The following is a 22,858-nucleotide window of genomic DNA, read 5'->3' as shown; positions in this document are numbered from 1 at the left end:
GTGTTCCAACACGACGTCTTCGTGGAGAAGGTGAAGGTGGCCCTGGTCCGCGCCGGGCTCCCGATCGCCTCCACCTGGAACCCCGAGCTGAGCTCCGGCGTCCAGCTGGAGGTCGCGGACGGGGAGCAGTTGCCGCCGTCCGCCTACCTGAAGTGGCGGGTGCACCCGAGCGTGCAGACGCACTTCCTGTCGGTGCCCCACGCCGAGCTGCTGGCGGACCCGGAGGTCAAGGCGATGACGACCGCTCAGGCCGCCATGCACGCCGCGATCACGGCCGTCCTGGAGCAGGCGGGCTTCTCGGTGCGGGAGGCGGCCGGCCAGCGGGTCGGCGAACTGCTGATCGCCCCTCAGGAGTAGCCCCGGGAGGGTGAGTCGAGCGGTGGCCCCGCCGGATCTTCCGGCGGGGCCACCGTCGTCTGCGGGCCCCGTCAGGCCGGGAAGATCCAGCGGCGCAGGGCCTTGGTGACCAGCGGGATGGCCACGTAGACCATCAGGTAGCAGATCACCGGGGCCAGCAGCACGGTGCGCAGCAGGACCGGCAGGGCGGTGAGGTGGGGGACGAGGAAGAGGTTGACCACCGAGGTGATCGGGGCGATGGCCAAGGTGGAGACGATCCACATCTTCCAGCGGCCCGGCTTGGGGCCGGCCGGGGCGGGGGCCGCGGTGGCGGCGAACCAGCCGTCCACCCCGCGCAGTTCCTGCCGGCCGACCATCCGGTGGTAGCCGTCCTCGCGGCCCTTGGCCAGCAGCGCGACCCGGATCGGGGACTCCTGCCAGCTGCGGAAGGCGGCGGCGTCCCGGAAGTGCAGCAGCAGCCGCCAGGGCCCGTCCTGCTCGGTGGGCGGCAGCAGACCGGTGCCGATGCTGCCCGGGTGGGTGCCGGCCGCCCTGAGGATGCCGCGGGCCCAGACCTTGAAGTCCTCCTCGTGCCCGGGGTCGACCTGCTCGGTGATGTACAGCGTGATCCGGTCGGAGTTCTCCTGCTGCGCCGTGGTGCTCACTGCTCCGGTCCTCCCCCGGCCGTCCGGCCGCCTGGTTCCCGTTCCGGCCGTCGGGTCGGCCGCGAATCTTCCCAGCATGGACGCCCGGTACCTCCGCCGCGGCCCGTCCGTCGAGGATCCGTCAGGTCGTGGCCGGATTCCGCTCCCCCGCCCGGTGGGCGGCCTCGCGGGCCGCCGCCTCGACCCGGTCGTGGTGGGCCCGCCACCAGTCCTCGTCGCCGGGGGCCATCACGTCCCCGTCCGGCCGCAGGCCCACCGAGCCGTCGATCAGCTCGCGGATGATGTCGGCCTGGCCGACGTGCCGGTGCAGTTCGGCCGTCATGTGCACCAGGGCCCGGCGCAGCGTCAGCTCGCTCCGCCGGCCCCAGGGCACCCGGCCGACGGCCTCCAGGCCGAGCAGCCGGATCGTCCCGTCGGCGTGCGCGCGGACCGCGGCGTACGCGTCCAGGATCTCGGCGCGGCTCTCGTCGGCCCGGGCCCAGAGGTCGGCGTTGGGCTCGGCCGCGTCGGCGACCCAGAGGCCGGGGGCCTCGACGGGGCGGCCGAAGGTCTCGCCGAAGTAGGCGGCCTCGGCGGCGCAGACGTGCTTGACCAGGCCGAGCAGGTTGGTGCCGGTGCGGGTGACCGGGCGGCGCAGGTCGTACTCGGAGAGGCCGTCGACCTTCCAGAGCAGGGCCTCGCGGGCGTCCTGGAGGTACAGGTGGAGGTCGGCCTTGGTGGTCTCCGCGGCATCCGTTTCGCTCATGCGGGCCAGTCTGCCGCCGGTGGCCGTGGCCGGGCTCCTGGTTTTCCGATTGGCCGGATCCGGGCGGGCGCCGGCGCGTTCGTTCCGCTCCGGCCGGAAGTGCCCAGGTCGAAGTGACGATGAGCGGAACAGCGGGTCGAATCCACGGCGCGAACAGGAGTTCCGTAGCAGACTGGGCAGGAGCTCCACGCCCGGGCGGCGTGGGCGCCGCGCCGTCGGCCCGCCGCCCGTGGCCCGGCCGGACCGGCCGGAGCCCGCCCGGGCACCCACCCGGTGCGGCACGACCCAAGGAGACGTGATCCCGGTGACCCCGCTTCGCCCCGGCCTGACCGCCGTCCAGTCGGCGCCCGACCGGCAGGCCGTCGAGACCCCGTTGCCGCTCAGCGAGTCCGCCGCGCTGAGCCATCTGAGCGGCATATGTTTCAAGATCGGCCCTCCCGGACTGGTCGGGGTGGAGGCCGAGTGGTTCGTCCACGACACCCTCGCCCCCGCCGCACCGGTGGCCCCCTCCAGACTCGCGGAGGCGCTGGGCGCCCTGCCGGTCCACCAGGGGCCGGACGGTCCGCAGCTCCCCTCCGGCAGCGTCCTCACCCGTGAGCCGGGCGGGCAGGTCGAGCTCAGCTCCCCGCCCGCCGCCACCCCCGAGGGCTGCGCCGATCTCCTGCTGGCCGACCAGGCCGCCCTCCGCACCACCCTCGCCGCCCACGGACTGCGGCTGACCGGCAGCGGCACCGATCCGCTGGAGCGCGAGCGCCGGATGGGGCTGGACCACCCCCGCTACCTGGCCATGGAGTGCCACTTCGAGCGGGCCAACCCCTGGGGCCGGGTGATGATGACCGGCACCGCCTCCGCCCAGGTCTGCGTGGACGCCGGCACCGAGGACGGACCTCTCTCCCACGGCAGCCGCTGGCGGCTGCTCCACCTGCTGGGCCCCGTCCTGGTCGCCGCCTTCGCCAACTCCCCGCTGCTGGACGGCCGCCCGACCGGCCACCGGTCGACCCGTCAGCTGGTCTGGTCCCGGATGGACCCGACCCGCACCCTGGCCCCCGCCCTGGACGGCGACCCGCGCGAGCGCTGGGCCGAGTACGTGCTGGACGCCGAGGTGCTCTGCGTGCGCCGCCCGGACGGCCTGCCGTGGACCGCCCCACCCGGCCTCACCTTCCGCGGCTGGCTCCGCGGCGAGGGCGAACGCCCGCCCACCCTGGCCGACCTGGAGTACCACCGCACCACGCTCTTCCCGCCGGTCCGCCCGCGCGGCCACCTGGAGCTGCGGATGATCGACGCCCAGCCCGGCGAGGGCTGGCAGGCACCGCTCGCCCTGGTCTCCGCGCTGCTGGACGACCCGGCCGCCTCCGACGCCTGCCTCGACGCACTGGAGCCGCTGGCCACTCCGTCCTACCGCGACCGGCACCCCCCGCGCACCGAACTCTGGCACCGCGCGGCCACGCTGGCGATGGCCGATCCGCAGCTGCGCCGGGCCGCACTGGCCTGCTTCGCGCTGGCCGACCAGGCACTGGCCCGGCGCGGCGCCCCGGCGGCCCGGCTGCGCACCGCGCTGTCCGACTTCGCCGAGCGCTACCCCGCCCGCGGCCGGTGCCCCGCCGACGACCAACTCGACGCCGTGCGCTCCGGCGCGCTCCCGCTCGCCCTGGAGGCAGCAGCATGCTGAACGAAGCCCTGGACCAGTCCTTGGAACAGACCCGCGAGACCGGCGCCGAGGCGCTGCGGGAGCGGATCGCCGCCGAGCTGCTCGCCGCCCGCGAGCGCACCGCCGGGCTGACCGCGCTGGAGGACCACGACCTGACGGCCCAGCACTCCGCGCTGATGTCGCCGCTGGTCTGGGACCTGGCGCACATCGGCAACCAGGAGGAGCTCTGGCTGCTGCGCAACGTCGGCGGCCGGGACCCGATGCACCCCGAGATCGACCCGCTCTACGACGCCTTCGAGCACCCACGCGCCGAGCGCCCCAAGCTGCCGCTGCTGCCGCCCGCCGAGGCCCGCGCCTACGCCCACGAGGTCCGTGGCCGGGCGCTCGACCTGCTGGCCGCCACCCCGCTGGACGGGCCCTCGCCGCTGCTGCGGGACGGCTTCGCCTTCGGCATGATCGTCCAGCACGAGCAGCAGCACGACGAGACCATGCTGATCACCCATCAGCTCCGCCGGGGCCCGGTCGCGCTCACCGCCCCCGAGCCGCCGGACACCCGGACCGGCCCGCTGCCGGCCGAGGTGCTGATCCCGGCCGGTCCGTTCACCATGGGCACCGACACCGAGCCCTGGGCGCTGGACAACGAACGCCCGGCCCACCGGGTCGAGTTGGCCGCGTACCGGCTGGACACCACCCCGGTGACCAACGGCGCCTACCAGCGCTTCATCGCCGACGGCGGCTACGACGACCCGCGCTGGTGGACCGAGGCGGGCTGGGCGCACCGGCAGCAGGCCGGGCTGACCGCCCCGCTGTTCTGGCGCCGCGAGGGTGGCGAGTGGCTGCGCCGCCGCTTCGGCGTCACCGAGCCGGTGCCGGCCGACGAGCCGGTCCTGCACGTCAGTTGGTACGAGGCGGACGCCTACGCGCGCTGGGCCGGGCGGCGGCTGCCGACCGAGGCCGAGTGGGAGAAGGCGGCCCGTTTCGACCCGGTCACCGGGCGCTCCCGCCGCTACCCCTGGGGCGACCAGGAGCCGACCGCCGAGCTGGCCAACCTGGGCCAGCGCCACCTGCGGCCCGCCCCGGCCGGCAGCTACCCGGCCGGCCAGTCCCCGTACGGGGTCCGGCAGTTGATGGGCGACGTGTGGGAGTGGACCGCCAGCGACTTCCGGCCGTACCCGGGCTTCCGGGCCTGGCCGTACGAGGAGTACTCGGAGGTCTTCTTCGGCCCCGAGTACAAGGTGCTGCGCGGCGGCTGCTTCGCGGCCGCGCCGGTGGCCAGCCGGGGCACCTTCCGGAACTGGGACTACCCGATCCGGCGGCAGATCTTCTCCGGCTTCCGCACCGCCCGGGACGCGGAGCAGGGCTGATGTGCCGCCAACTGGCCTACCTGGGGCCGCCGGTGGCGCTGCGGGAGCTGGTGGTGGACCCGCCGTCCGGGCTCTACCGCCAGTCCTGGGCACCCCGGCTGCAGCAGCACGGGACGATGAACGTGGACGGCTTCGGCATCGGCTGGTACGCCGAGGGCGACCCGGTGCCGGCCCGCTACCGGCGGGCCGGGCCGGTCTGGGCCGACGAGGGCTTCGCCGACCTGGCCCGGGTGGTCCGGTCCGGAGCTGTGCTCGCCGCCGTCCGCTCGGCCACCCACGGCTGCGCGGCCGGGGGGCAGGCGGCGGCGCCGTTCGCCGCCGGGCCCTGGCTGTTCGCCCACAACGGGGTGCTGCCCGGCTGGCCGGAGCGGCTCGGCGGGCTGGCCGCGCAGCTGCCCCCGGCCGAGCTGCTCTCGCTCACCGCGCGCACCGACTCGGCCCTGGTCTGGGCCCTGGCGCTGAACCGGCTACGGGCCGGCGCCGAGCTGGGCGAGGCGCTCGCGGACACCGTCCGCGAGGTGGCCAAGCACACCGACGCCCGGCTCAACCTGCTGCTCACCGACGGCAGTTCGCTCGCCGCCACCGCCTGGGGCGACGACCTGCACCACCGCTCGGGGCCCGGTTCGGTGCTGGTCGCCTCCGAACCCGGCGACGACGCTCCGGGGTGGCGGCGGGTGCCGGACCGCTCCCTGCTGCTGGCCACCGCCGAGGGCGTCACCGTCCTCCCCCTCGACCGCACCAACTGATGCACCCGCGAACCGACTTGCCTGATGTACGACCCGCTGCACGAAGGAGTACAGCCGTGAAGACCCACCAGCTGACCCGCCTGCTCGCCGCCGACCACTTCAGCCACGCGCTACGCCACGACGTGCGCCACGGTCTGACGGCCAGTCCGAAGACGCTGCCGCCGAAGTGGTTCTACGACGCGCGCGGCAGCGAGCTGTTCGAGGACATCACCCGGCTGCCCGAGTACTACCCGACCCGGGCCGAGCGGGAGATCCTGACCGACCGCTCCGCCGAGATCGCGCTCGCCACGGGCGCCCGTACCCTCGTCGAACTCGGCTCGGGCGCCTCGGAGAAGACCCGCCTGCTGCTGGACGCGCTGCGCGAGCTCGGCACCCTGCGCACCTACGTGCCGGTGGACGTCAGCGAGAGCGCGCTCACCGCGGCGGCCGAGTCGCTGACCGTGGACTACCCGGAGCTCACCACCCACGCGGTGGTCTCCGACTTCACCGAGCAGCTCGGCCTACCGCCCGGCGGCGGCCCCCGGCTGGTGGTCTTCCTCGGTGGCACGCTGGGCAACTTCCTGCCGGCCGAGCGGGCGGTCTTCCTGAAGCGGCTCCGGGAGGCGATGGCGCCGGGCGACGCGCTGCTGCTCGGCACCGATCTGGTGAAGGACCGCGAGGTGCTGGTCCGCGCCTACGACGACGCGGCCGGGGTGACGGCCGCCTTCAACAAGAACGTGCTGCAGGTGGTCAACCGGGAGCTGGACGCCGACTTCGACCCGACCCTGTTCGAGCACGTGGCGCTCTGGGACGAGCGCGAGGAGTGGATCGAGATGCGGCTGCGCTCGCGGATCGCGCAGACCGTGACGATCGGCGGGCTCGGGCTGGCGGTGCGGTTCGAGCGCGGCGAGGAGCTGCGCACCGAGGTGTCGGCGAAGTTCCGCCGCGAGGGCATCGAGGCCGAGCTGGCGGCGGCCGGCCTGGAGCTCTCGCAGTGGTGGACCGACGAGGCCGGCCGGTTCGGGCTCTCGCTCTCCTTCCCGCGGGACTGAGCGGTCACGACCGGCTCCGCGCGCGCACTTTAGCGGGTCATCACACCGGCCGGGCGGGATTGCCGCACTCCGTCCGGCCGGTCCGGCACCTGGGCTTCCATGGCCGTGGGAGGTAGGTGTCCTTGATCTTCAGTCGGCTTCGTACCCGCAGGTCCGCCGTCGTCGCGACGGCTCCGGGCTGTCCGTACTCCGGTGCGGTGGCGGTGGGGTCCGCTCCGCCGCCACCGGCCGCCGAGGACCCGGCGACGGATCCGCTCGCCGGGCAGGCGGTGGACTTCGTCCGGCAGTTCCACCGGGAGCGGCCCGGCGGCGGCGACCCGGCGCCGAGGGTCCGTCAGGTGCTCGCCGAGATCGAGCGGACCGGCACCTACGAGCACACGGCCGAGGAGCTGGCCTTCGGGGCCCGGCTGGCCTGGCGCAACGCGGCCCGCTGCATCGGGCGGCTCTACTGGCGCAGCCTGGTGGTCCGCGACCGGCGGGGGGTCGACTCCCCCGACGAGCTGGCCTCCGAGTGCTTCGACCACCTGCGGGCGGCCACCAACGGCGGGCGGATCCGTCCGGTGATCACCGTCTTCGCCCCGGACCGGCCGGGCCGTCCCGGGCCGCGGATCGTCAACCAGCAGCTGGTCCGCTACGCCGGCCGCACCACCCCGGAGGGCGCCCTGGTCGGCGACCCGGCCGGGGCCGAACTGACCGCGCTGGCCCGGGAGTCGGGCTGGAAGGGCGGCGAGGAGCGGTTCGAGGTGCTGCCGCTGATGGTCCGCCGGCGCCCGGAGGAGGAGCCGCACTGGTACGAGGTGCCCGAGGACGCGGTGCTGGAGGTGGAGCTCAGCCACCCCGAGCACGCCTGGTTCGCCGAGCTGGGCCTGCGCTGGTACGCCGTCCCGGCGATCAGCGACATGACGCTGGAGATCGGCGGCATCCGCTACCCGGCGGCCCCGTTCAACGGCTGGTACATGGGCACCGAGATCGGCGCCCGCAACCTGGCCGACGCCGACCGTTACCACCAACTCCCGGAGGTGGCACGGCGCCTGGGCCTGGACACCTCCTCCGAGCGGACGCTCTGGCGGGACCGTGCGCTGGTGGAGCTGAACGTCGCGGTGCTGCACTCCTTCCAGGAGGCGGGCGTCACCATCGCCGACCACCACACCGAGTCGGAGCGCTTCCTCCGGCACATCGCCCAGGAGGAGCGGCTGGGCCGTCCGACCCCGGCGGACTGGAGCTGGATCGTCCCCCCGGTCTCCGGCGGGCTGACCCCGGTGTACCACCGCTACTACGACCCGGTGGACCCGGACCTGCGGCCGGCCTTCCTGCCCCGCCCGCCCGACGCGCCGTCATAAAACCGATCGCGCCCGGCATGCGACTCCGGTCAGAGTGGACGCAGTCCACATCAACGGGGGAGGTACCGACATGTCGACATTGCGCGTGACGGTCGAGCGGCTGACCGTCCTGACCCATCCGAACGCCGACGCGCTGGAGCTGGCCCAGGTCGGCCTCTACCGCGCGGTCGTCGCCAAGGGCGCGTACCGGACCGGTGACCTGGCCGTCTACATCCCGGAGCAGGCCGTGCTGCCCGCCGCCCTGATCGAGGAGCTCGGCCTGACCGGGCGCCTGGCCGGGGGCAACCACGACCGGGTCAAGGCGGTACGGCTGCGCGGCGAGCTCTCCCAGGGCATCGTCTGCCGCCCGGCGGCGGTCTCCGCGGCCGAGCTGGTGCGGGCCGAGGCGGAGGGGGCGGACCTGTCCGAGCTCCTGGGCATCACCAAGTGGGTGCCGCCGATCCCGGTCGGCATGAGCGGCGAGGTGGAGTCCGCGCCGGAGCTGCTGCCCTGGGTGGACATCGAGAACCTCAAGCGCTTCCCCGACCTCTTCGAGCCGGGTGAGCCGGTGGTGGTCACCGAGAAGCTGCACGGCACCTGCTGCCTGCTCACCCTGCACGCCGACTCCGGCGCCGTCCAGGTCTCCTCCAAGGGCATCGGCGCCCAGGGGCTGGCCCTCAAGGAGGACGGGGCCAACCTCTACTGGCGCACCGTCAGGGCGCACGGCGTGCCGGAGGTGGCCGCCCGGCTGGCCGAGCGGCTCGGGGCCTCCCGGGTCGGCGTCTTCGGCGAGGTGTTCGGCACCGGCGTGCAGGACCTCGGCTACGGCGAGTCCGGCCGCACCGAGCTGCCCGGGTACGCGGTCTTCGCCGTCTCCGCGGTGATCGACGGTCAGCTGCACTGGCTGGACCCGGCCGAACTCCTGGAGAAGGAGCTGCCGTTGGTGCCCGAGCTGTGGCGCGGCCCGTTCGACACCGGGACGGTGCTGGAGCTGGCGGAGGGCCGGGAGACCGTCTCCGGCCGTGCGCTGCACATCCGCGAGGGCGTGGTGATCCGGCCGGTGGTCGAGCGCTACAGCCCGGTGACCGGCGGGCGGGCCGTCGCCAAGGTGGTCAGCGGCGCCTACCTGACCCGCAAGGGCGGCACCGAGTACGAGTGACCGGCCCCGCACCGTCCAGGCCCCGTCGGCCCGAAAATCACTTGCCCCGATGATCATCTCCCGTCAGACTGCCGCGCGTGACAGAGCGCAGCGTGACGGTGTTGGTGACGTACCAGGGCGAGGTCCTCGGGCAGGCGGGGCCGTTCCCGGTGGCCCACCCCCGCTGGCAGCAGACCGGCCAGGTGGCCGAGGCCGCCGAGCGGCTGCTCGGCGTGCCGGTGCTGGTGCTGCGCCTGCTCGCGCACGGCGGCACCGGCGGGGTCGGGGGTGACGTCGCCTACCACGTCGAGGCGCTGGCGCGGCCGGCGGCCGGGCTGGAGCCGACCGTACTGGAGGTCGGCGAGGACCCGCTGCGCGCCCTCTGGGCCACTCCGGACGGGCTGCAGGCCGCGCTGGCCTGGGCGGCCGAGCGGGCCGGAGCGAGCGGGCCGGCCGCCCAGGTGAAGAGCTGGAACCTCTCCGGGCTGTACCGGCTGCCGGTCGGCGAGGGCTCCGCCTGGCTGAAGACCACTCCCCCGTTCGCGGTGGACGAGTCCCTGGTGATCAGTCACCTCGCCTCGGTGGCACCGGAGTCGGTGCCGGTGGTGCTGGCCGCCGAGCCGGGACGGCTGCTGCTCGCGGACGCCCCCGGGGTGGACTGCTGGGGCCTGCCGGAGGACGGCATGCTGGCGGCGGTGCCCCGGCTGGTCGCGGCCCAGGCCGCCCTCGCCGGCAAGGTCGACGATCTGCCGGACCGCACCCCGCGCGCCCTGGTGGCCGCCTTCGCCGCGCTGCTGCCCCGGCTCACCGGCCTGACGCCCGAGGAGCGCGCCGCCGCCGACCGACTGCTGGTCGAACTCCCCACGATCGTGGCCGAGTTGGCGGACTGCGGGCTGCCCGAGACGCTGGTGCACGGTGATTTCCACCCGGGCAACTGGCGGTTCGACGGCGCGCACACCACCCTCATCGACTTCTCCGACAGCTACCTCGGCCACCCTGCCGTGGACGGCCTGCGCCCGCGCGACTTCCTGAGCGAGGAGCGCTGGGAGACCGTCCGCCGCCTGTGGACCGAGGCCTGGACCGCGCACGCCCCGGGCTCCGACCCGGCCCGCGCCCTGGAGCTGGCCGAACCGCTGGTCCACCTCGGCTACGCCGTGCGCTACCAGGAGTTCCTGGACGGCATCGAGGCCACCGAGCGGGTCTACCACGCCGGCGACCCGGAGTCCGAGGTCCGCGCGGCGATCGCCGCCCGCTGACTCAACTCCTCTCGACGGTCCGGGCGTAGCGCAGCTCCAGGCCGTCGAGCAGCGCCTCCAGGCCGGTCTCGAAGGCGCCCTCGTCGATCCGGCGGCGGTGCTCGGCCAGCTTGTGCGCCTCGCCGAGGTGGGGGTACTCCTCGCCGTAGAGGGCGGCGTCCTCCGGGAAGCCGCCCGCGAAGGAGCCGAGCGCCGAGCCGGTGATGAAGTACCGCATCAGCGCGCCGATCCGGGTGGCCTGACCGCGCGGCCACCCGGCCTCGACCAGGCAGCCGAAGACGGCGTCGGCCAGCCGCAGCGCGTTCGGCCGCCGTCCGGGGCCCTGGGCCAGCACCGGCACCACGTTGGGGTGGGCGGCCAGTGCCGCCCGGTAGGAGCGGGCCCAGTCGCGCAGCGCCGTGCGCCAGTCGGCGGGGCCGCCGTCGCCGGACGGCCGGAACATCGACAGGTCGACTTCGCCCATCACGCCGTCCACCACCGCGTCCAGCAGTTCGTCCTTGGTGGCGAAGTGGTTGTAGAGCGACGGACCGCTGACCGAGAGCTCGGTGGCCAGCCGCCGGGTGGAGAGCGCGGACAGCCCCTCGGCGTCGACCAGGGCGAGCGCGGCCGCGACGATCCGCTCGCGGCTGAGCAGGGGGGTGCGCGGGCGGGCCATGGCTGCTTCCTCCGGTCGGGTGGCGGTGGCTCCAGTCTTCCAGGCGGGGTCTTCCCACCCTTGCGGGGCCGGGCTACAGTCGATTAAAACTTGCACCGCTAGTTTTGACCACCGCCCCGACCTCCCGTAGCCGACCGACGCCGAGGACCGCCATGAACCTGGAGCTCTCCGAGGAGCAGGCCGCCGTCCGCGAGCTCGCCGCCGAGTTCACCGACCGCGAGATCGTCCCGCACGCCGCCGACTGGGACCGCGCCGAGTCGGTCGACCGGGCGGTCATCGGCAAGCTGGGCAAGGTCGGGTTCCTCGGCCTGACCATCCCCGAGGAGTACGGCGGCAGCGGCGGAGACCACCTGGCGTACTGCCTGGTGCTGGAGGAACTCGGCCGGGGCGACTCCTCGGTGCGCGGGATCGTCTCGGTCTCGCTCGGCCTGGTCGCCAAGTCGGTCAGCGGCTTCGGCACCGAGGAGCAGAAGCGCCACTGGCTGCCCCGGCTCTGCTCCGGCGAGGCGCTGGCCTGCTTCGCCCTCACCGAGCCCGGCACCGGGTCCGACGCCGCCAACCTGAGCACCAAGGCGGTCCGGGACGGCGGCCACTGGCTGATCAGCGGGGCCAAGACCTTCATCACCAACGGGACCTGGGCCGACGTCGCCCTGGTCTTCGCCCGCACCGGCGAGGCCGGCCACCGGGGCATCACCGCCTTCCTGGTGCCCACCGACACCCCGGGCTTCGAACGCCGGGAGATCCACGGCAAGTTGGGCCTGCGCGGCCAGGCCACCGCCGAGCTGACCTTCGACTCCGTCCGGGTGCCGGACTCGGCCCGGCTCGGCCCCGAGGGCAAGGGCTTCACCGTCGCGATGGTCGCCCTGGCCAAGGGCCGGATGTCGGTGGCGGCGGGCTGCGTCGGGATCGCCCGGGCCTGCCTGGACGCCGCCGTCCGCTACGCCACCGAGCGCGAGCAGTTCGGAAAGCCCATCGCCTCCTACCAGTTGGTGCAGGAGATGCTGGCCGACATCTCGGTGGAACTGGAGGCGGCCCGGCTGCTCACCTGGCGGGTGGCCGACCTGATCGACCGGGGTCTGCCGTTCGCCACCGAGTCCTCCACCGCCAAGCTCTTCGCCAGTGAAGCCGCCGTCAAGGCCGCCAACAACGCCCTCCAGGTGTTCGGCGGCTACGGCTTCATCGACGAGTACCCGGTCGGCAAGTACCTGCGCGACGCCCGGGTGATGACCCTCTACGAGGGCACCAGCCAGATCCAGAAGTTGCTCATCGGGCGCGCCCTCACCGGGGTCAACGCCTTCTGAAATCCCCTACCCCCCTGAGTAGTTGAGGAGCCCCACCGTGCGTCCCGTCTACTTCGCCGCCGCCCGCCGCACCCCGATCGGGCGGCTGCGCGGCGCGCTCTCCACCGTCCGGCCGGACGACCTCTCGGCCCTGGTGCTGCGCGGACTGCTCGACGAGGTACCGCAGTTGGACCCCGCCCGGATCGACGACGTCTACTGGGGCGCCGCCAACCAGGCCGGCGAGGACAACCGCAACAACGCCCGGATGGCCGTCCTGCTGGCCGGCCTGCCCGACACCGTCCCGGGTGCCACCGTCAACCGGCTCTGCGCCTCCGGCATGGAGGCCGTCACCTCCGCCGCCCGGGCCATCGGCTCCGGCGAGGCCGAGGTGGTGCTGGCCGGCGGCTGCGAGTCGATGAGCCGCGCCCCCTTCGTGCTGCCCCGCCCCGACGAGGCCCTCCCGCACAAGATGGAGACCTTCGACACCCGGCTCGGCTGGCGGCTCACCAACCCGAGGATGCGCGAGCTGCACGGCGTGCTGAGCATGGGCGAGACCGCCGAGGAGGTGGCGAGCCGGTTCGGCGTCACCCGCGAGGACCAGGACGCCTTCGCCCTGCGCAGCCACCAGCGGGCCGCCGCCGCCCGCAAGGACGGCCTCTTCGACGCCGAACTGCTGCCGGTGCTGCGCGCCGACGGCGTGACGGTCAGCCAGGACGAGTCGATCCGCGAGGACACCACCCTGGAGCGCCTCGCCGCCCTCAAGCCCGTCTTCCGGGCCGGCGGCACCGTCACCGCGGGCAACGCCTCGCCGATGAACGACGGCGCCTCCGGTCTGATCCTGGTCAGCGAGGAGGCCCTGAACGACCTCGGCCTGGAGCCGCTCGGCCGCTACGTGGCCGGCGCCTCCGCCGGGGTCCACCCCGACGTGATGGGCATCGGCCCCGTCCCCGCCACCCGCAAGGTGCTGGCCCGCACCGGCTGGCGGCTGGAGGACCTCCAGGAGGCCGAGTTCAACGAGGCGTTCGCCGCCCAGGCGCTCGCCAGCGTCCGGGAGCTGGGCATCGACCCGGAGCTGGTCAACCCCACCGGCGGGGCCATCGCGCTCGGCCACCCGCTCGGCAGCTCGGGCGCGCGCATCCTCACCACGCTGCTGCACCGGATGCGGCGCACCGGCGGCCGGCGAGGGCTGGCCACCATGTGCGTCGGGGTCGGGCAGGGCAGTGCCGTTCTGGTCGAGAAGGTCTGAGGGAGAGTCAGGGATCATGAGTCGTTTCGCAGGGAAGATCGCCGTCGTCACCGGTGCGGCCCAGGGCATCGGCGCCGCCACCGCCCTCCGGCTGGCCGAGGAGGGCGCGACCGTCGCCGTCCTCGACCTCACCGCCGAGCGGGCCCAGGGCACCGTGGACGCCATCACCGCCAAGGGGGGCACCGCCCGCGCCTACGGCTGCGACGTGGCCGACTACGACGCGGTGGAGCGCGTCTTCGCCACCGTGGTCGAGGAGCTGGGGGCCCTCCACATCCTGGTCAACAACGCCGGGATCACCCGGGACAACCTCTTCTTCAAGATGCCGAAGAGCGACTGGGACGCCGTCCTCACCGTCAACCTGACCAGCGCCTACAACTGCAGCCACGTGGCGCAGTCGTACATGTGCAGGCAGAAGTACGGCAAGATCGTCTCGCTGAGCTCGCGCTCCGCCCTCGGCAACCGCGGCCAGGCAAACTACGCCGCCGCCAAGGCCGGCATCCAGGGCCTCACCGCCACCCTGGCCATCGAGCTCGGCCCCTTCAACGTCAACGTCAACGCCGTCGCCCCCGGCTACATCGCCACCTCCATGACCGCCGCCACCGCCGAACGCGTCGGCGCCACCGCCGAGGAGCACCAGGCCCTGGCCGCCGAGCGCACCCCCCTGCGGCGGGTCGGCCTCCCCGAGGAGGTCGCCTCGGTGGTCGCCTTCCTCGCCAGCGAGGACGCCGCGTACGTCAGCGGCCAGACCCTCTACGTCAACGGCGGCGCCCGGTAGGCACGGCAGCGCCTCGGGGCCGAAGGCCCCAGGGGCGCGGGGAACTGCGCGAATCGGAAGGCGGCCCACCGGCAACTGAGGGCACATCAGCCAGTTGCCGGTGCTGCCGTCCCCCCGCGCGCAGTTCCCCGCGCCCCCGGCATCACGTTCCGCCGCGCCCCCGACCTCGCCCCGGTCCTATCGTGGATGCATGGGCCTCATTGAGATCGAGATGTTCGCGACGCTCGACCTGGTCGGGCAGGCGCCCGGCGGGCCGGAGGAGGATCCGGTCGGGTTCCCGTTCGGAGGCTGGCAGGCGCCGCTGCTGGACGAGGTGACCGGGGCTCAGATCATGGCCGCCTACCGGGACACCGACGCGCTGCTGCTCGGGCGGCGGACGTACGACATCTTCGCCGGGTACTGGCCGCACCAGGAGAGCGGCGGCCAGGACGACGCGATCGCCACCCTCTTCAACCGCGTCCCGAAGTACGTCGCCTCCCGCGGCACGCCGGACCTGCCCTGGGCCGGCTCCGTGCAGCTCGGCCCGGACCTGGCCGCCGCCGTGCGGGAGGTGCGGGAGCGGCACGAGCACATCAAGGTGGTCGGGAGCCTGGATCTCGTCCAGAGCCTGCTGCGGGAGAGGCTGTTCGACCGGCTCGACCTCTGGGTGCACCCGATCGTCCTCGGCGTCGGCAAGAAGGTCTTCGGCGACGGCACCGTCCCGAGCAACCTCACCCTCCTCGAACCCCCGGCCACCGGCCCGCAGGGCACCGTGCTGCTCCGTTACGGCCTGGCCGAGGGCGTCCCGCGGACCGGTGACATGAGCGCCCCGGACCGCGGGCTGTCCGACTGAGCCGGGGTCAGCCCGCGGCCGCGAGCTGCTTCAGGTAGCGTTCGGCGGCTCGGAGCTTGCGGCCCTCGGGGCCCGGGAGGTGGGCGCGGAGCTCGATGATCTCGGGGGCCATCCGGATCGCCTCGGCGCGGTCGGTGACGGCACGCCAGCAGGCCTCGGCGTTGGTGGCGATCTGCTGGGTCTCGGGGTCCTCGGGGCCGCGCTCGCGCAGCAGGACCACGGCGACCTCGCGGTAGAGCTCGGCGGCCTCGGCGGGGCGGCCGGCCAGGCGGGCGATGTGGGCCCGGACCTGGCGGAGCTGGAGGCTCTCGGGGGCGTTCGGGCCGTGCAGGGCGAGGGTGGTGCGCTCCAGGTCGAGGGCCAGCTCGGCGGCGGTCTCGTGCTCGCCCGCCTCGGCGCTCCGGACGATCCGGCCGATCGCCTCCCGGTAGTCCGCGGTGGGGGCGGAGGCGGGAGCGGGGGTAGCGGGAGCGGCGGGGGCGGCCGGCTTGTGGAGCGAGACCACGGGGCGGTCGGCGGCCGGGGCGGCCCCGGCCTGGGGGTCCGTCAGCGGGCCGCCCTTGCGCAGCGAGACCGGCGGTCCGACCCGGCGCGGGGTCGGCGGGACGCCCGGCTTGAGGAGGGAGACGCCCTCGCCGGTGAGTGCCTTGGCGAGCAGCACCCGCGGCGCGGCGGCCGGCCGGGCCTTCGGGCTGCGGGTGGGCGGCTTGGGGAGGACCGCCGCCGGGCGCGGCAGGTCCTGGAAGGTGGGGACGGCCTCGCCGATCTGGCGGGAGGTGTTGCGGAAGAAGGGCCGCTCGGTGGGGTGCGAGTGCAGGATGATCGAGTCGTGCCGGACCACCGAGTGGACCTGCTCGCGCAGGTGCTCGGGCGGCAGCAGGGCCGGGCCACCGGGGCGGCCGCGGTGGAGCACCTCGATCAGGGCCCGGGAGAAGGTGCCGATCTGCTCCGGGTCCGGGCTGACCACGGCCCACAGCGGGATGCCGTCGGCCAGCGGGGAGATGGCGCTCTGCACCAGCGGCCAGGCGGCCTGGTCCGCGCTGAGGTCGGCGATCACCAGGGTGGGCAGGTCGCCCCGGTGCTGGAGCTCGGCGGCCAGGGCCTGCCAGGGCAGGCCGTCCTGGCGGACGGTGGCGGGCTTGGAGTCACGGAGCGTCAGGTAGAGGTGCTCGCCCCGGCGGTCGGTGACCAGGTGGCCGCCGAGGTGGAGGAGGAGCGGGCCGGGGTGCAGGGCGGCGGCGCGCAGGTGGGCCAGCACGCTCTGCGGGTCGGTGGCGCCGGGGAGGTGGATGGCGTCCACGGATTCGGCGGCGAGCAGGGTCTGCGGGGCGACGGCGGCCAGCATGGTGGAGAGCACCTGGGTCTGGGAGCCGGCGCCGCGGCCCCAGGAGCGCCGGCCGGCGGTGCCGTAGCCGCCCTCGATCACCAGGATGCGGCCGCGGGCGCCGTCACCGACCGTCTGCACCACCGGCTTCGGGGCCGTCGCGACCGCGGGCCCACCGGGGCCGGAGGGACCGGACGTACCGGCAGGGCCGGGCCCCGTGGCCTTCACGGCCGGCATGGTGCCGGTCCAGCCGGTCGAGAAGCCCTCGGCCTGCGCAGCCGCTCCGCCCGGCCAAAGCCCGCCCGCCGTCAGGTCCGCCACCGCAGGTCACCGCCCCCAACCGCCGCCCGCGCGCGACGCAACGCCGTGGTGCCCGCCACCACGTCCTCGCCACCTTACGGTGCCCGCGCCCGGCTCAGCCAGGAGGGACTCCCCGGCCGAACGGACGCTCGACCGGCCCGGACGCGCCGAGCGCCCCTGACGGTGGGTCAGCGCTCCGTCAGGCTCGGTGGCCACCGGTCCAGCGGTGCTCGTCCAGGACGTACGGGTGGATCTCGAACCCGTCGGGGCTGTCCCGGAATCCGGGCAGCGGGCGGGCCCGCTCGATCCGCCGCTCGGCCGCCTCCCGGGTGCTGTAGAGCCCGAGGGTCTTGCAGTCCTCGTCGGAGTCGGACCAGAACAGCGGCTCGCCGTCCTCGAAGGGTTCGTGCTCCGGCGGGACGAAGTGGTGCCGGTGCACCAGCAGGTAGAGCGTGGGGGCGTCCGTCACGTGTCCTCCCCGGGGCGGTGGTGGTAGGTGAAGTACCCGTCGGTCCAGGTGTCGTGGTCGACGTCGGCGGGGATCACCTCGAAGCAGTCCGGCTCGTCCCGGAAACCGGGCAGCAGCCGGGCCTGCGCGATCCGCGCCTCGGCGGCGGCCTCGGAGGAGTAGATGCCGAGCAGCCGCCACTCGTCCTCGTCCTGGTGGACGTAGCCGTCCGGGTCGCGGTGGATCACCGTGCCATCGGCCTCCACCGCGAGGTGGCGCAGGTGCCAGAGCTCGTACACCTCCCGGCTCATCGGACCCCGCTGAACGGGTCGGCGAAGTGAGCGGTGGCCAACAGACCCTCGGCGGCGGCCAGTTCGGCCAGCAGGCGGGTACGGGTGGCGGTGGCGGCGGGCTGATCCTCGTCGTAGAGGTAGCCGGCGGTGGGGTCGGCGAGCTGGACGGGGTGGAGCACCACATCACCGGCGACCACCAGCTGCCGCTCCCCCACCGCGAGGCTCTGGTGGCCGGGGGTGTGCCCCGGGGTGGGCAGCACGGTCAGCTCGGGGGTCAGCCGCAGGCCGCCGTCGGCGGCGTCCAGGCAGCCGGCCGCGAGCAGCGGGTCGACCACGGCGGCCAGCATCGGGGAGCCGGTGGCGCGCAGCCAGTCCAACTCCCGCCGCTGGACCAGGTAGCGCGCGTTCGGGAAGGCCGGGGTGGTGCCGTCGGCGGCCAGGCTGCCGCCGGCGTGGTCGCTGTGCAGGTGGGTGAGGACCACCGTGTCCACCTCCTCGGGCCGGGTGCCGGCGGCGGCGAGTTCGGCGGTCAGCCGCCCGGGGACGGGTGCCCAGCTCGCGGCCGGGGAGTCCTCGCCGCCCAGGCCGGTGTCGACCAGGACGGTGCGGCCGCCGGGGGTGCGCAGCAGGTAGCTGTGGAAGTGCAGGGTCCAGGGCTCGGCACGGTCCGCCCGCCGCCAGACCGGGTGGTCGGGGCCGCCGAAGAGTTCGTCCAGCGGGCGGGCGATCTGATGGCCCATCGGGCCGACCGCGTCGCAGAGCGGGACGACCTCGACCCCGGCGCGGACCACCGCCGGGTGCGGCATCAGGGGCGCCACTCGTCGGCGAGCAGGCCGAGGACCAGCTCGTCGTGGAAGCCGCCGTCCACCCAGGCGTTGCGGCGCAGCAGGCCCTCGCGGACGAAGCCGTTGCGCTCGGCGGCGGCGATCATCCCGTGGTTGTCGGCCAGCGTCTCCACCTGAAGCCGCTGGAAGCCCCGGATCCGGAAGCCGTAGTGGCACATCACCCCGACCGCCTCGGCGCCGTAGCCCTTGCCCCGGTGGGCGGGCAGCACGGCGAGGCCGAGGTGGGCGAGCCGGTTGTGCGGGTCGATCCCCCAGACGATGGCCTCGCCGAGCACCTCACCGCTCGCCAGCTCGACCACGGTGAAGGGCGCGTGACCGTCCGAGGACTCCCCCACCGAGAACACCGAGTTGGCCACCGGAGTCGGCTGCCACGGCCGGGTGTCCGCCTTCGACCGGGTGATCACGTCGTTGTACAGCTCCTCGTGCAGCACCGGCACGTCGGACTCGATCCGGGCCCGCAGGCCGATCCGCTCTCCTTGCAACATGTTCGGCGTTCTACCGCCCCGGCGGAGCCCCGGGCAAACGGATTAGCCCTCCCCGGCGAAACAGTAGCCATGGACATAGTAGCCATGTACGGTATCCAGCATGAGTTCAGCAGCGCACGAGAAGGCCACCGCCGGATTCCTGGTCTGGCGCCTGTCGATGAAGTGGCGCACCGCCGTGGACCGGGCGGTCGCGCCGCTGGGGCTGACGCACGCCCAGTACTCGGTGATGGCCTCCCTGTACGGGATGGACCGGGAGGGCCGGCAGCCGAACCAGCGTCAACTCGCCGACCACACCGGGATGGAGGCGCTCTACGTCTCCAAACTGGCCCGCGCCCTGGAGGACGCCGGGCTGCTGGGCCGGACCAGGGATCCGGCCGACCCCCGGGCCTTCCGGCTGACCCTCACCGACCAGGGCCGGGAGGTGACCGGGCGGGCGATCACCGTGGTCCAGGAGCTGCTGGAGCAGCTGCTGGAGCCGCTCGGGGGCCAGAGCGGCCCGCGCGCACGGGAGTTCACCCGCGACCTGGCCCTGCTGCTGGACGTCCCCCTCGAACCGCAGACCGAGCACGCCGAGAAGGAGCAGTCATGACCGAGACCCTCGCCCCCGCCGCCGACCCCCGCACGCTCGCCCTCGCGCACTACGCCGCCCGCGCCGTCCTGGAGGGCGTGCTGGAGCGGCACGGCACCACCTTCCAGCAGAACGTCACCCTGCGGGTGGCCGTGGTGGCCGGCGGCAGCGTCACCCGGGAGCACCTCACCGCCGAGGTGACCGGCTCACTGAAGGCCGACCCGTCCGAAGTCGCCGCCGTGATCGACGAGTTGACCACCGCCGGACTGCTGGCGCCGGACCCGGCGGACGAGGACCTGCTCCACCTCACCCCCGCCGGGCGCACGCTCTACGACACCGCCGCCGCCGAGGGCGCCGCGTACTCCGCCCGGATCTGGGCCGGCATCCCGGCCGAAGACCTGGCGGCGGCCGGCCGGGTGCTCACCCTGGTCGCCGCCCGGGCCAACGCCGAGCTGGCCCGGCAGGCGGACTGACGGAGCATCAGCGCCCCCAGGAATCCCAGGGGCCCCACCACTTGGGGGGTGGGGGGTCGGCGGCGGCGGAGGTGGGCTGGTCGGGGTGGAGGCCGAGGTGGCGCAGGGCGTCGGCGCGGATGGAGAACTGCGAGTGGCAGTACACCCGCCCTTCGGGGTCGCGGCACCGCATCAGGTCGATGCGGATGTCCTTCTCGTCGAAGGGCATCCAGTCGATGCCGCGGTCACGCAGTCAATGCGTGATCCAGTGCCCCACCTTGGCGCCGGTGATCGGCGGTTCGACGGGCATGAGTACCCACTCGCTCGCATGCGTGTCCATGGCCCCATGATGCCGCGCCGCGGCCGCCCGCAGGGAACGGTTTTCCGGAGCGCACCGGCCGGAACGGGCTCGGCACCGCCCCCGGGCGGGGGCGGTGCCGGGCGGACGGTGCGTCAGGCGGCCGAGAGCAGGTCGCGGAGCAGGGCCACGGTGTCGGGGTCGAGGTCGCGGCCGGTGCGGCGGCTGAGGGCGTCCAGGCGGTTGACCGCGCGGACCAGCTGGTCGCGGGCGCCGGCCGAGGCGTAGGCGTAGAAGAGGTCGCGGTGCAGGAGTTCGACCTCCGGGGCGACGGCCAGGCCGCGGAAGATGGCGGCCTCGGCGGTGCGGTGGTCGCCGTACTGGAGGCGGCGGGCGGCGAGTTCGTGGGCGGTGTCCACGATCGCGGCCAGCATGTCCTGGCGCTCGGGCTCGGCCCAGCCGTAGCTGTTGCCCGGGGCCTCCGCGAACGGGGCGCCCCGGACCAGGGCGAGGGCGTGGGCCAGGGCGGCGTCGGCGGTGGAGCTGGTGCTGCGCATGCCGCGCCGGTAGAGGCTGCGGAACTCGTCCCAGTCGCAGCTGACGGTCGGGGCGAGGGCGACACCGTCCCCGGTCTCCAGCGGCAGGAAGGCCCGGCCCTCCGCCGACTCGCCCAGCCAGGAGGCGAGTTCGGCCAGTCGGGCGGGAAGCGGGGTGGACTGCTCGGTGGTCGGGTGCGGGTCCAGGTGGGCCGCGCCCGGGTGCAGCGCGTGGTCCAGGGCGGAGAGGTCCGCGCCCGGGCGCAGCGCCAGCAGGGCGGCCAGCTCGGTCAGCCGTGGGCGGCCCTCGGGGTTCACCGGGCCGTTCGCGCCGAGCAGGTCCGGCGGACCGAGCAGGCGGATCCGGGGGGCGGTCCGGACGCTGTGCGCCTCGGGCGAGCGCAGGATGGCCAGCAGGTCGTCGCTGTCGCTGCGCGCGGACCCGGCCGGGGGCACGTAGGAGGCCGGGGGCGGGGTGGGCCGGGCCGGGGCGTGCTCGGCCACCGGCGGGGCGGCCTCATGGGTCGGCGGCGGCTCGTAGGCCGGCACCGGCGGGACGGGCGGGACGGTCGGCACCGGCGGGACGGGCGCGGCCAGGGGGTACTCGCCGGTGAGGGGCTGGTCGGTCACCCGGGGCAGCGGCTCGGTCTCGGCCCGCGCCTCGGCCTCGCCGAACGGCGCTGCGGCGGACGGGAGTTCGACGGCGGGAGGCGCGGCGACCGCGAACGGGTCCGCAGCGGGCAGCGCGGCGGGGAGAGGATCGGTGAGCGGATCGGTGAGCGGGTCGGTGAGCGGGTCGACGGCGGCGGGCGGCTCGGGGGCCGCGAACCGGCCGGCGGCCGGGAGCTCGGGGGTGGGAGCGGCGGGCACCGGGGTGACCGGGGCCACCGGAAGGGCGGGGAGCGACGGGAGCGCTGAGGGAACCGCCACCGGCGAACCCGCCGCCGAGGTGCCGTTCTTGCGCAGCGTCAGGCCCGCTCCGTTGAGGGAGTGCCGCGGCGTGGCCGCCGGGCTGGTGCCCGCGAACGGGCTGCTGCCGGTACCGATCAGACGGGCGATCAGGTCCGGGCCGGCGCCCTCTCCGGGCCCGGCCGGGGAGGGCGCGGAGGCCATGGCCGCGAAGGCGGGGCCGTCCAGCAGCGGGGAGGGCGGGGCCGGGGAGTCGAAGGGGTTGGAGCCGAGGAAGGTCTGCTCGGCGGCCGGCCCGCCCACGGCGGCCAGCACCGGCACCGGGAGTTCGGCCGGCTCCAGCTCCTCGCCGTCGAAGGTCCAGTCGGGGGCCGGGAGTTGGCTGGTGTCGGCGGCGCTGCGGAGCAGGTCGCCGACGTGGCCGTACTGCTCGGGGGCCAGCCGCTGGAGCTCCACGGTCAGGTGCAGGCCGGGGATGGTGGCCAGGCCGGTGCTGGGCAGGGTCCAGCGGGCGACCGGGCCGGTGCCGCGCTCGGGCGCGCGGGTGACGACGGCCAGGCAGGTGCGCGGGGTGCCGTCGAGCAGCCGGCCCAGCTCGGCGGGCAGGTTGCCGCTCGGCGGCTGGGCCGAGAGCACGATCTCGGGCACCCAGGACTCGTCCTCCTGGCCGCGGCTGCGGGCGTCGCGGGGGCTGCTCACCTCGGCGGCGACCAGGGTGGCGCGGGCCCGGGCGGTGCGCGGGCCGAGGGCGGCGAGCGCGGTCTCCAGGCTGTCGTGGCGGTGCACCCGCTCGGCGGCGGCGCCGGTCAGCGGGAGGTCCTCGGCCAGGCCGACCAGGTGGAGGTTGACCCGGTCGGCGAGCGGGCTGTGGGCCAGCTCGACGGCCAGGGTGCGCAGCACGTCGCGGGCGTCGTCCGGGTGGCCGGAGAGGTGCATCAGCCGGACGGTCTCCAGGTCGGCGAGCACCACCGCGCCGTCCGGCCCGGTGCCGAGGGTGACCAGGGCCGGGTACGGGGCGGCGTGCTTGCGGGCCTGGGAGACGGAGAGCAGCTCGTGGGAGTCCTCCGGGCACCACCAGACGTTCGGCGCGTGCGCGGCCCGGAACGGGGCGATCGGCGCGGCCGGGGCGGCCAGGTGGAGCTCGACGGTGCGGCCGGAGGTGACCCGGGCCGCGACCAGCGCGGGCAGGCGCTTGCCGCCGCGCACGGTGTTGCGTCCCATGGTGCGCAGGGCACGGTCCAGCAGGGCCAGGCCCTCGTCGTCCTGACGGACCTTCAGCTCGGACTCGAAGGCGAGCGCGGCCGGGGTGGGCAGGGCGATCCGGTGCCGGGGGCGGCGGGTGCGCTGCTGGTCGCCGCGGCGGC

At 74.9% G+C, this 22,858-nt stretch carries 24 protein-coding genes; 14 read left to right on the top strand and 10 right to left on the bottom strand.

What is annotated here, in order from left to right:
- On the top strand, positions 1 to 357 hold the full coding sequence (locus tag ACWEPF_RS17675; protein ID WP_380150500.1) for a hypothetical protein: 357 nt from the start codon (positions 1 to 3) through the stop codon (positions 355 to 357).
- A gap of 71 nt (positions 358 to 428) precedes the next feature.
- Here the strand turns inward: ACWEPF_RS17675 and ACWEPF_RS17670 are convergent, their stop codons facing one another.
- Together ACWEPF_RS17670 and ACWEPF_RS17665 are read right to left on the bottom strand one after the other, a co-directional pair.
- The gene (locus ACWEPF_RS17670; protein ID WP_452173278.1) at positions 429 to 1,001 is read right to left on the bottom strand and encodes an antibiotic biosynthesis monooxygenase; all 573 of its coding nucleotides are present in this window, start codon (positions 999 to 1,001) and stop codon (positions 429 to 431) included.
- Between the two features lie 121 nt (positions 1,002 to 1,122).
- Entirely contained in the window at positions 1,123 to 1,746 is a 624-nt protein-coding gene (locus ACWEPF_RS17665; RefSeq protein WP_452173277.1) for a DinB family protein, read from the bottom strand.
- Positions 1,747 to 2,050: 304 nt separating this feature from the next.
- Here ACWEPF_RS17665 and egtA point away from each other — a divergent pair, with 304 nt between their 5' ends.
- The 7 genes from egtA to ACWEPF_RS17630 all read left to right on the top strand — a co-directional run bounded on the left by egtA (position 2,051) and on the right by ACWEPF_RS17630 (position 10,248).
- Positions 2,051 to 3,415, top strand: coding sequence for an ergothioneine biosynthesis glutamate--cysteine ligase EgtA (gene egtA / locus ACWEPF_RS17660; RefSeq protein ID WP_452173276.1), 1,365 nt, complete (start codon positions 2,051 to 2,053; stop codon positions 3,413 to 3,415).
- A complete protein-coding gene (gene egtB / locus ACWEPF_RS17655) occupies positions 3,409 to 4,758 on the top strand; it encodes an ergothioneine biosynthesis protein EgtB (RefSeq protein WP_452173275.1) in 1,350 nt (449 codons plus the stop codon). Before egtA ends, egtB begins: the two co-directional genes overlap by 7 nt.
- Positions 4,758 to 5,504: an ergothioneine biosynthesis protein EgtC gene (egtC, locus tag ACWEPF_RS17650; RefSeq protein ID WP_452173274.1), complete on the top strand. Its 747-nt coding sequence runs from the start codon at positions 4,758 to 4,760 to the stop codon at positions 5,502 to 5,504. Before egtB ends, egtC begins: the two co-directional genes overlap by 1 nt.
- Positions 5,505 to 5,560: 56 nt before the next feature.
- Positions 5,561 to 6,535 (top strand): L-histidine N(alpha)-methyltransferase, encoded by a 975-nt coding sequence (gene egtD / locus ACWEPF_RS17645; protein WP_452173273.1) that lies wholly within the window; start codon positions 5,561 to 5,563, stop codon positions 6,533 to 6,535.
- Between the two features lie 203 nt (positions 6,536 to 6,738).
- A complete protein-coding gene (locus ACWEPF_RS17640; RefSeq protein WP_452173329.1) occupies positions 6,739 to 7,875 on the top strand; it encodes a nitric oxide synthase oxygenase in 1,137 nt (378 codons plus the stop codon).
- Between the two features lie 70 nt (positions 7,876 to 7,945).
- On the top strand, positions 7,946 to 9,013 hold the full coding sequence (locus ACWEPF_RS17635; protein WP_452173272.1) for an RNA ligase (ATP): 1,068 nt from the start codon (positions 7,946 to 7,948) through the stop codon (positions 9,011 to 9,013).
- Between the two features lie 77 nt (positions 9,014 to 9,090).
- Positions 9,091 to 10,248 (top strand): aminoglycoside phosphotransferase family protein, encoded by a 1,158-nt coding sequence (locus ACWEPF_RS17630; RefSeq protein ID WP_452173271.1) that lies wholly within the window; start codon positions 9,091 to 9,093, stop codon positions 10,246 to 10,248.
- A gap of 1 nt (position 10,249) precedes the next feature.
- Here the strand turns inward: ACWEPF_RS17630 and ACWEPF_RS17625 are convergent, their stop codons facing one another.
- Positions 10,250 to 10,903, bottom strand: a complete 654-nt coding sequence (locus ACWEPF_RS17625) for a TetR/AcrR family transcriptional regulator (RefSeq protein ID WP_452173270.1) — start codon at positions 10,901 to 10,903, stop codon at positions 10,250 to 10,252.
- A gap of 152 nt (positions 10,904 to 11,055) precedes the next feature.
- Between ACWEPF_RS17625 and ACWEPF_RS17620 the strand changes: the two genes are divergently transcribed.
- The 4 genes from ACWEPF_RS17620 (at position 11,056) to ACWEPF_RS17605 (ending at position 15,036) form a co-directional block, all read left to right on the top strand.
- The gene (locus ACWEPF_RS17620; protein ID WP_452173269.1) at positions 11,056 to 12,204 is read left to right on the top strand and encodes an acyl-CoA dehydrogenase family protein; all 1,149 of its coding nucleotides are present in this window, start codon (positions 11,056 to 11,058) and stop codon (positions 12,202 to 12,204) included.
- A gap of 37 nt (positions 12,205 to 12,241) precedes the next feature.
- Positions 12,242 to 13,429 carry an acetyl-CoA C-acyltransferase gene (locus ACWEPF_RS17615; RefSeq protein ID WP_452173268.1) on the top strand — a complete coding sequence of 396 codons (1,188 nt, stop codon included), beginning with the start codon at positions 12,242 to 12,244 and terminating at the stop codon, positions 13,427 to 13,429.
- A gap of 16 nt (positions 13,430 to 13,445) precedes the next feature.
- Positions 13,446 to 14,204: a 3-oxoacyl-ACP reductase FabG gene (gene fabG, locus ACWEPF_RS17610; RefSeq protein ID WP_452173267.1), complete on the top strand. Its 759-nt coding sequence runs from the start codon at positions 13,446 to 13,448 to the stop codon at positions 14,202 to 14,204.
- A gap of 190 nt (positions 14,205 to 14,394) precedes the next feature.
- Positions 14,395 to 15,036: a dihydrofolate reductase family protein gene (locus tag ACWEPF_RS17605; RefSeq protein WP_452173266.1), complete on the top strand. Its 642-nt coding sequence runs from the start codon at positions 14,395 to 14,397 to the stop codon at positions 15,034 to 15,036.
- Between the two features lie 7 nt (positions 15,037 to 15,043).
- On the opposite strand, the gene ACWEPF_RS17600 is transcribed toward ACWEPF_RS17605, so the two are convergent.
- From ACWEPF_RS17600 to ACWEPF_RS17580, 5 genes are all read right to left on the bottom strand, one after another.
- The gene (locus ACWEPF_RS17600) at positions 15,044 to 16,681 is read right to left on the bottom strand and encodes a hypothetical protein (protein ID WP_452173265.1); all 1,638 of its coding nucleotides are present in this window, start codon (positions 16,679 to 16,681) and stop codon (positions 15,044 to 15,046) included.
- A 178-nt stretch (positions 16,682 to 16,859) separates the two neighbouring features.
- Positions 16,860 to 17,129, bottom strand: coding sequence for a hypothetical protein (locus ACWEPF_RS17595; protein WP_452173264.1), 270 nt, complete (start codon positions 17,127 to 17,129; stop codon positions 16,860 to 16,862).
- Complete coding sequence (locus ACWEPF_RS17590; RefSeq protein ID WP_452173263.1) at positions 17,126 to 17,419, bottom strand: hypothetical protein; 294 nt, start codon at positions 17,417 to 17,419, stop codon at positions 17,126 to 17,128. Before ACWEPF_RS17590 ends, ACWEPF_RS17595 begins: the two co-directional genes overlap by 4 nt.
- Positions 17,416 to 18,207, bottom strand: a complete 792-nt coding sequence (locus ACWEPF_RS17585; protein ID WP_452173262.1) for an MBL fold metallo-hydrolase — start codon at positions 18,205 to 18,207, stop codon at positions 17,416 to 17,418. Before ACWEPF_RS17585 ends, ACWEPF_RS17590 begins: the two co-directional genes overlap by 4 nt.
- Positions 18,207 to 18,731: a GNAT family N-acetyltransferase gene (locus ACWEPF_RS17580; RefSeq protein WP_452173261.1), complete on the bottom strand. Its 525-nt coding sequence runs from the start codon at positions 18,729 to 18,731 to the stop codon at positions 18,207 to 18,209. Before ACWEPF_RS17580 ends, ACWEPF_RS17585 begins: the two co-directional genes overlap by 1 nt.
- A gap of 100 nt (positions 18,732 to 18,831) precedes the next feature.
- Here ACWEPF_RS17580 and ACWEPF_RS17575 point away from each other — a divergent pair, with 100 nt between their 5' ends.
- Together ACWEPF_RS17575 and ACWEPF_RS17570 are read left to right on the top strand one after the other, a co-directional pair.
- Complete coding sequence (locus ACWEPF_RS17575; protein ID WP_452173260.1) at positions 18,832 to 19,320, top strand: MarR family winged helix-turn-helix transcriptional regulator; 489 nt, start codon at positions 18,832 to 18,834, stop codon at positions 19,318 to 19,320.
- Positions 19,317 to 19,772, top strand: coding sequence for a MarR family transcriptional regulator (locus ACWEPF_RS17570; RefSeq protein WP_452173259.1), 456 nt, complete (start codon positions 19,317 to 19,319; stop codon positions 19,770 to 19,772). Before ACWEPF_RS17575 ends, ACWEPF_RS17570 begins: the two co-directional genes overlap by 4 nt.
- 7 nt (positions 19,773 to 19,779) lie before the next feature.
- Here ACWEPF_RS17570 and ACWEPF_RS17565 read toward each other — a convergent pair whose 3' ends face one another.
- Positions 19,780 to 19,980 (bottom strand): hypothetical protein, encoded by a 201-nt coding sequence (locus tag ACWEPF_RS17565; protein ID WP_452173258.1) that lies wholly within the window; start codon positions 19,978 to 19,980, stop codon positions 19,780 to 19,782.
- 224 nt (positions 19,981 to 20,204) lie between these two features.
- Positions 20,205 to 22,858, bottom strand: a 2,654-nt coding sequence (locus tag ACWEPF_RS17560; RefSeq protein ID WP_452173257.1) for a BTAD domain-containing putative transcriptional regulator, incomplete at its 5' end; no start/stop codon positions are given.

This window comes from Kitasatospora sp. NPDC004289, assembly GCF_053602875.1.
The sequence above is the reverse complement of the archived record's forward strand: the minus strand, read 5'-3'. Positions and strand labels throughout refer to the sequence as shown.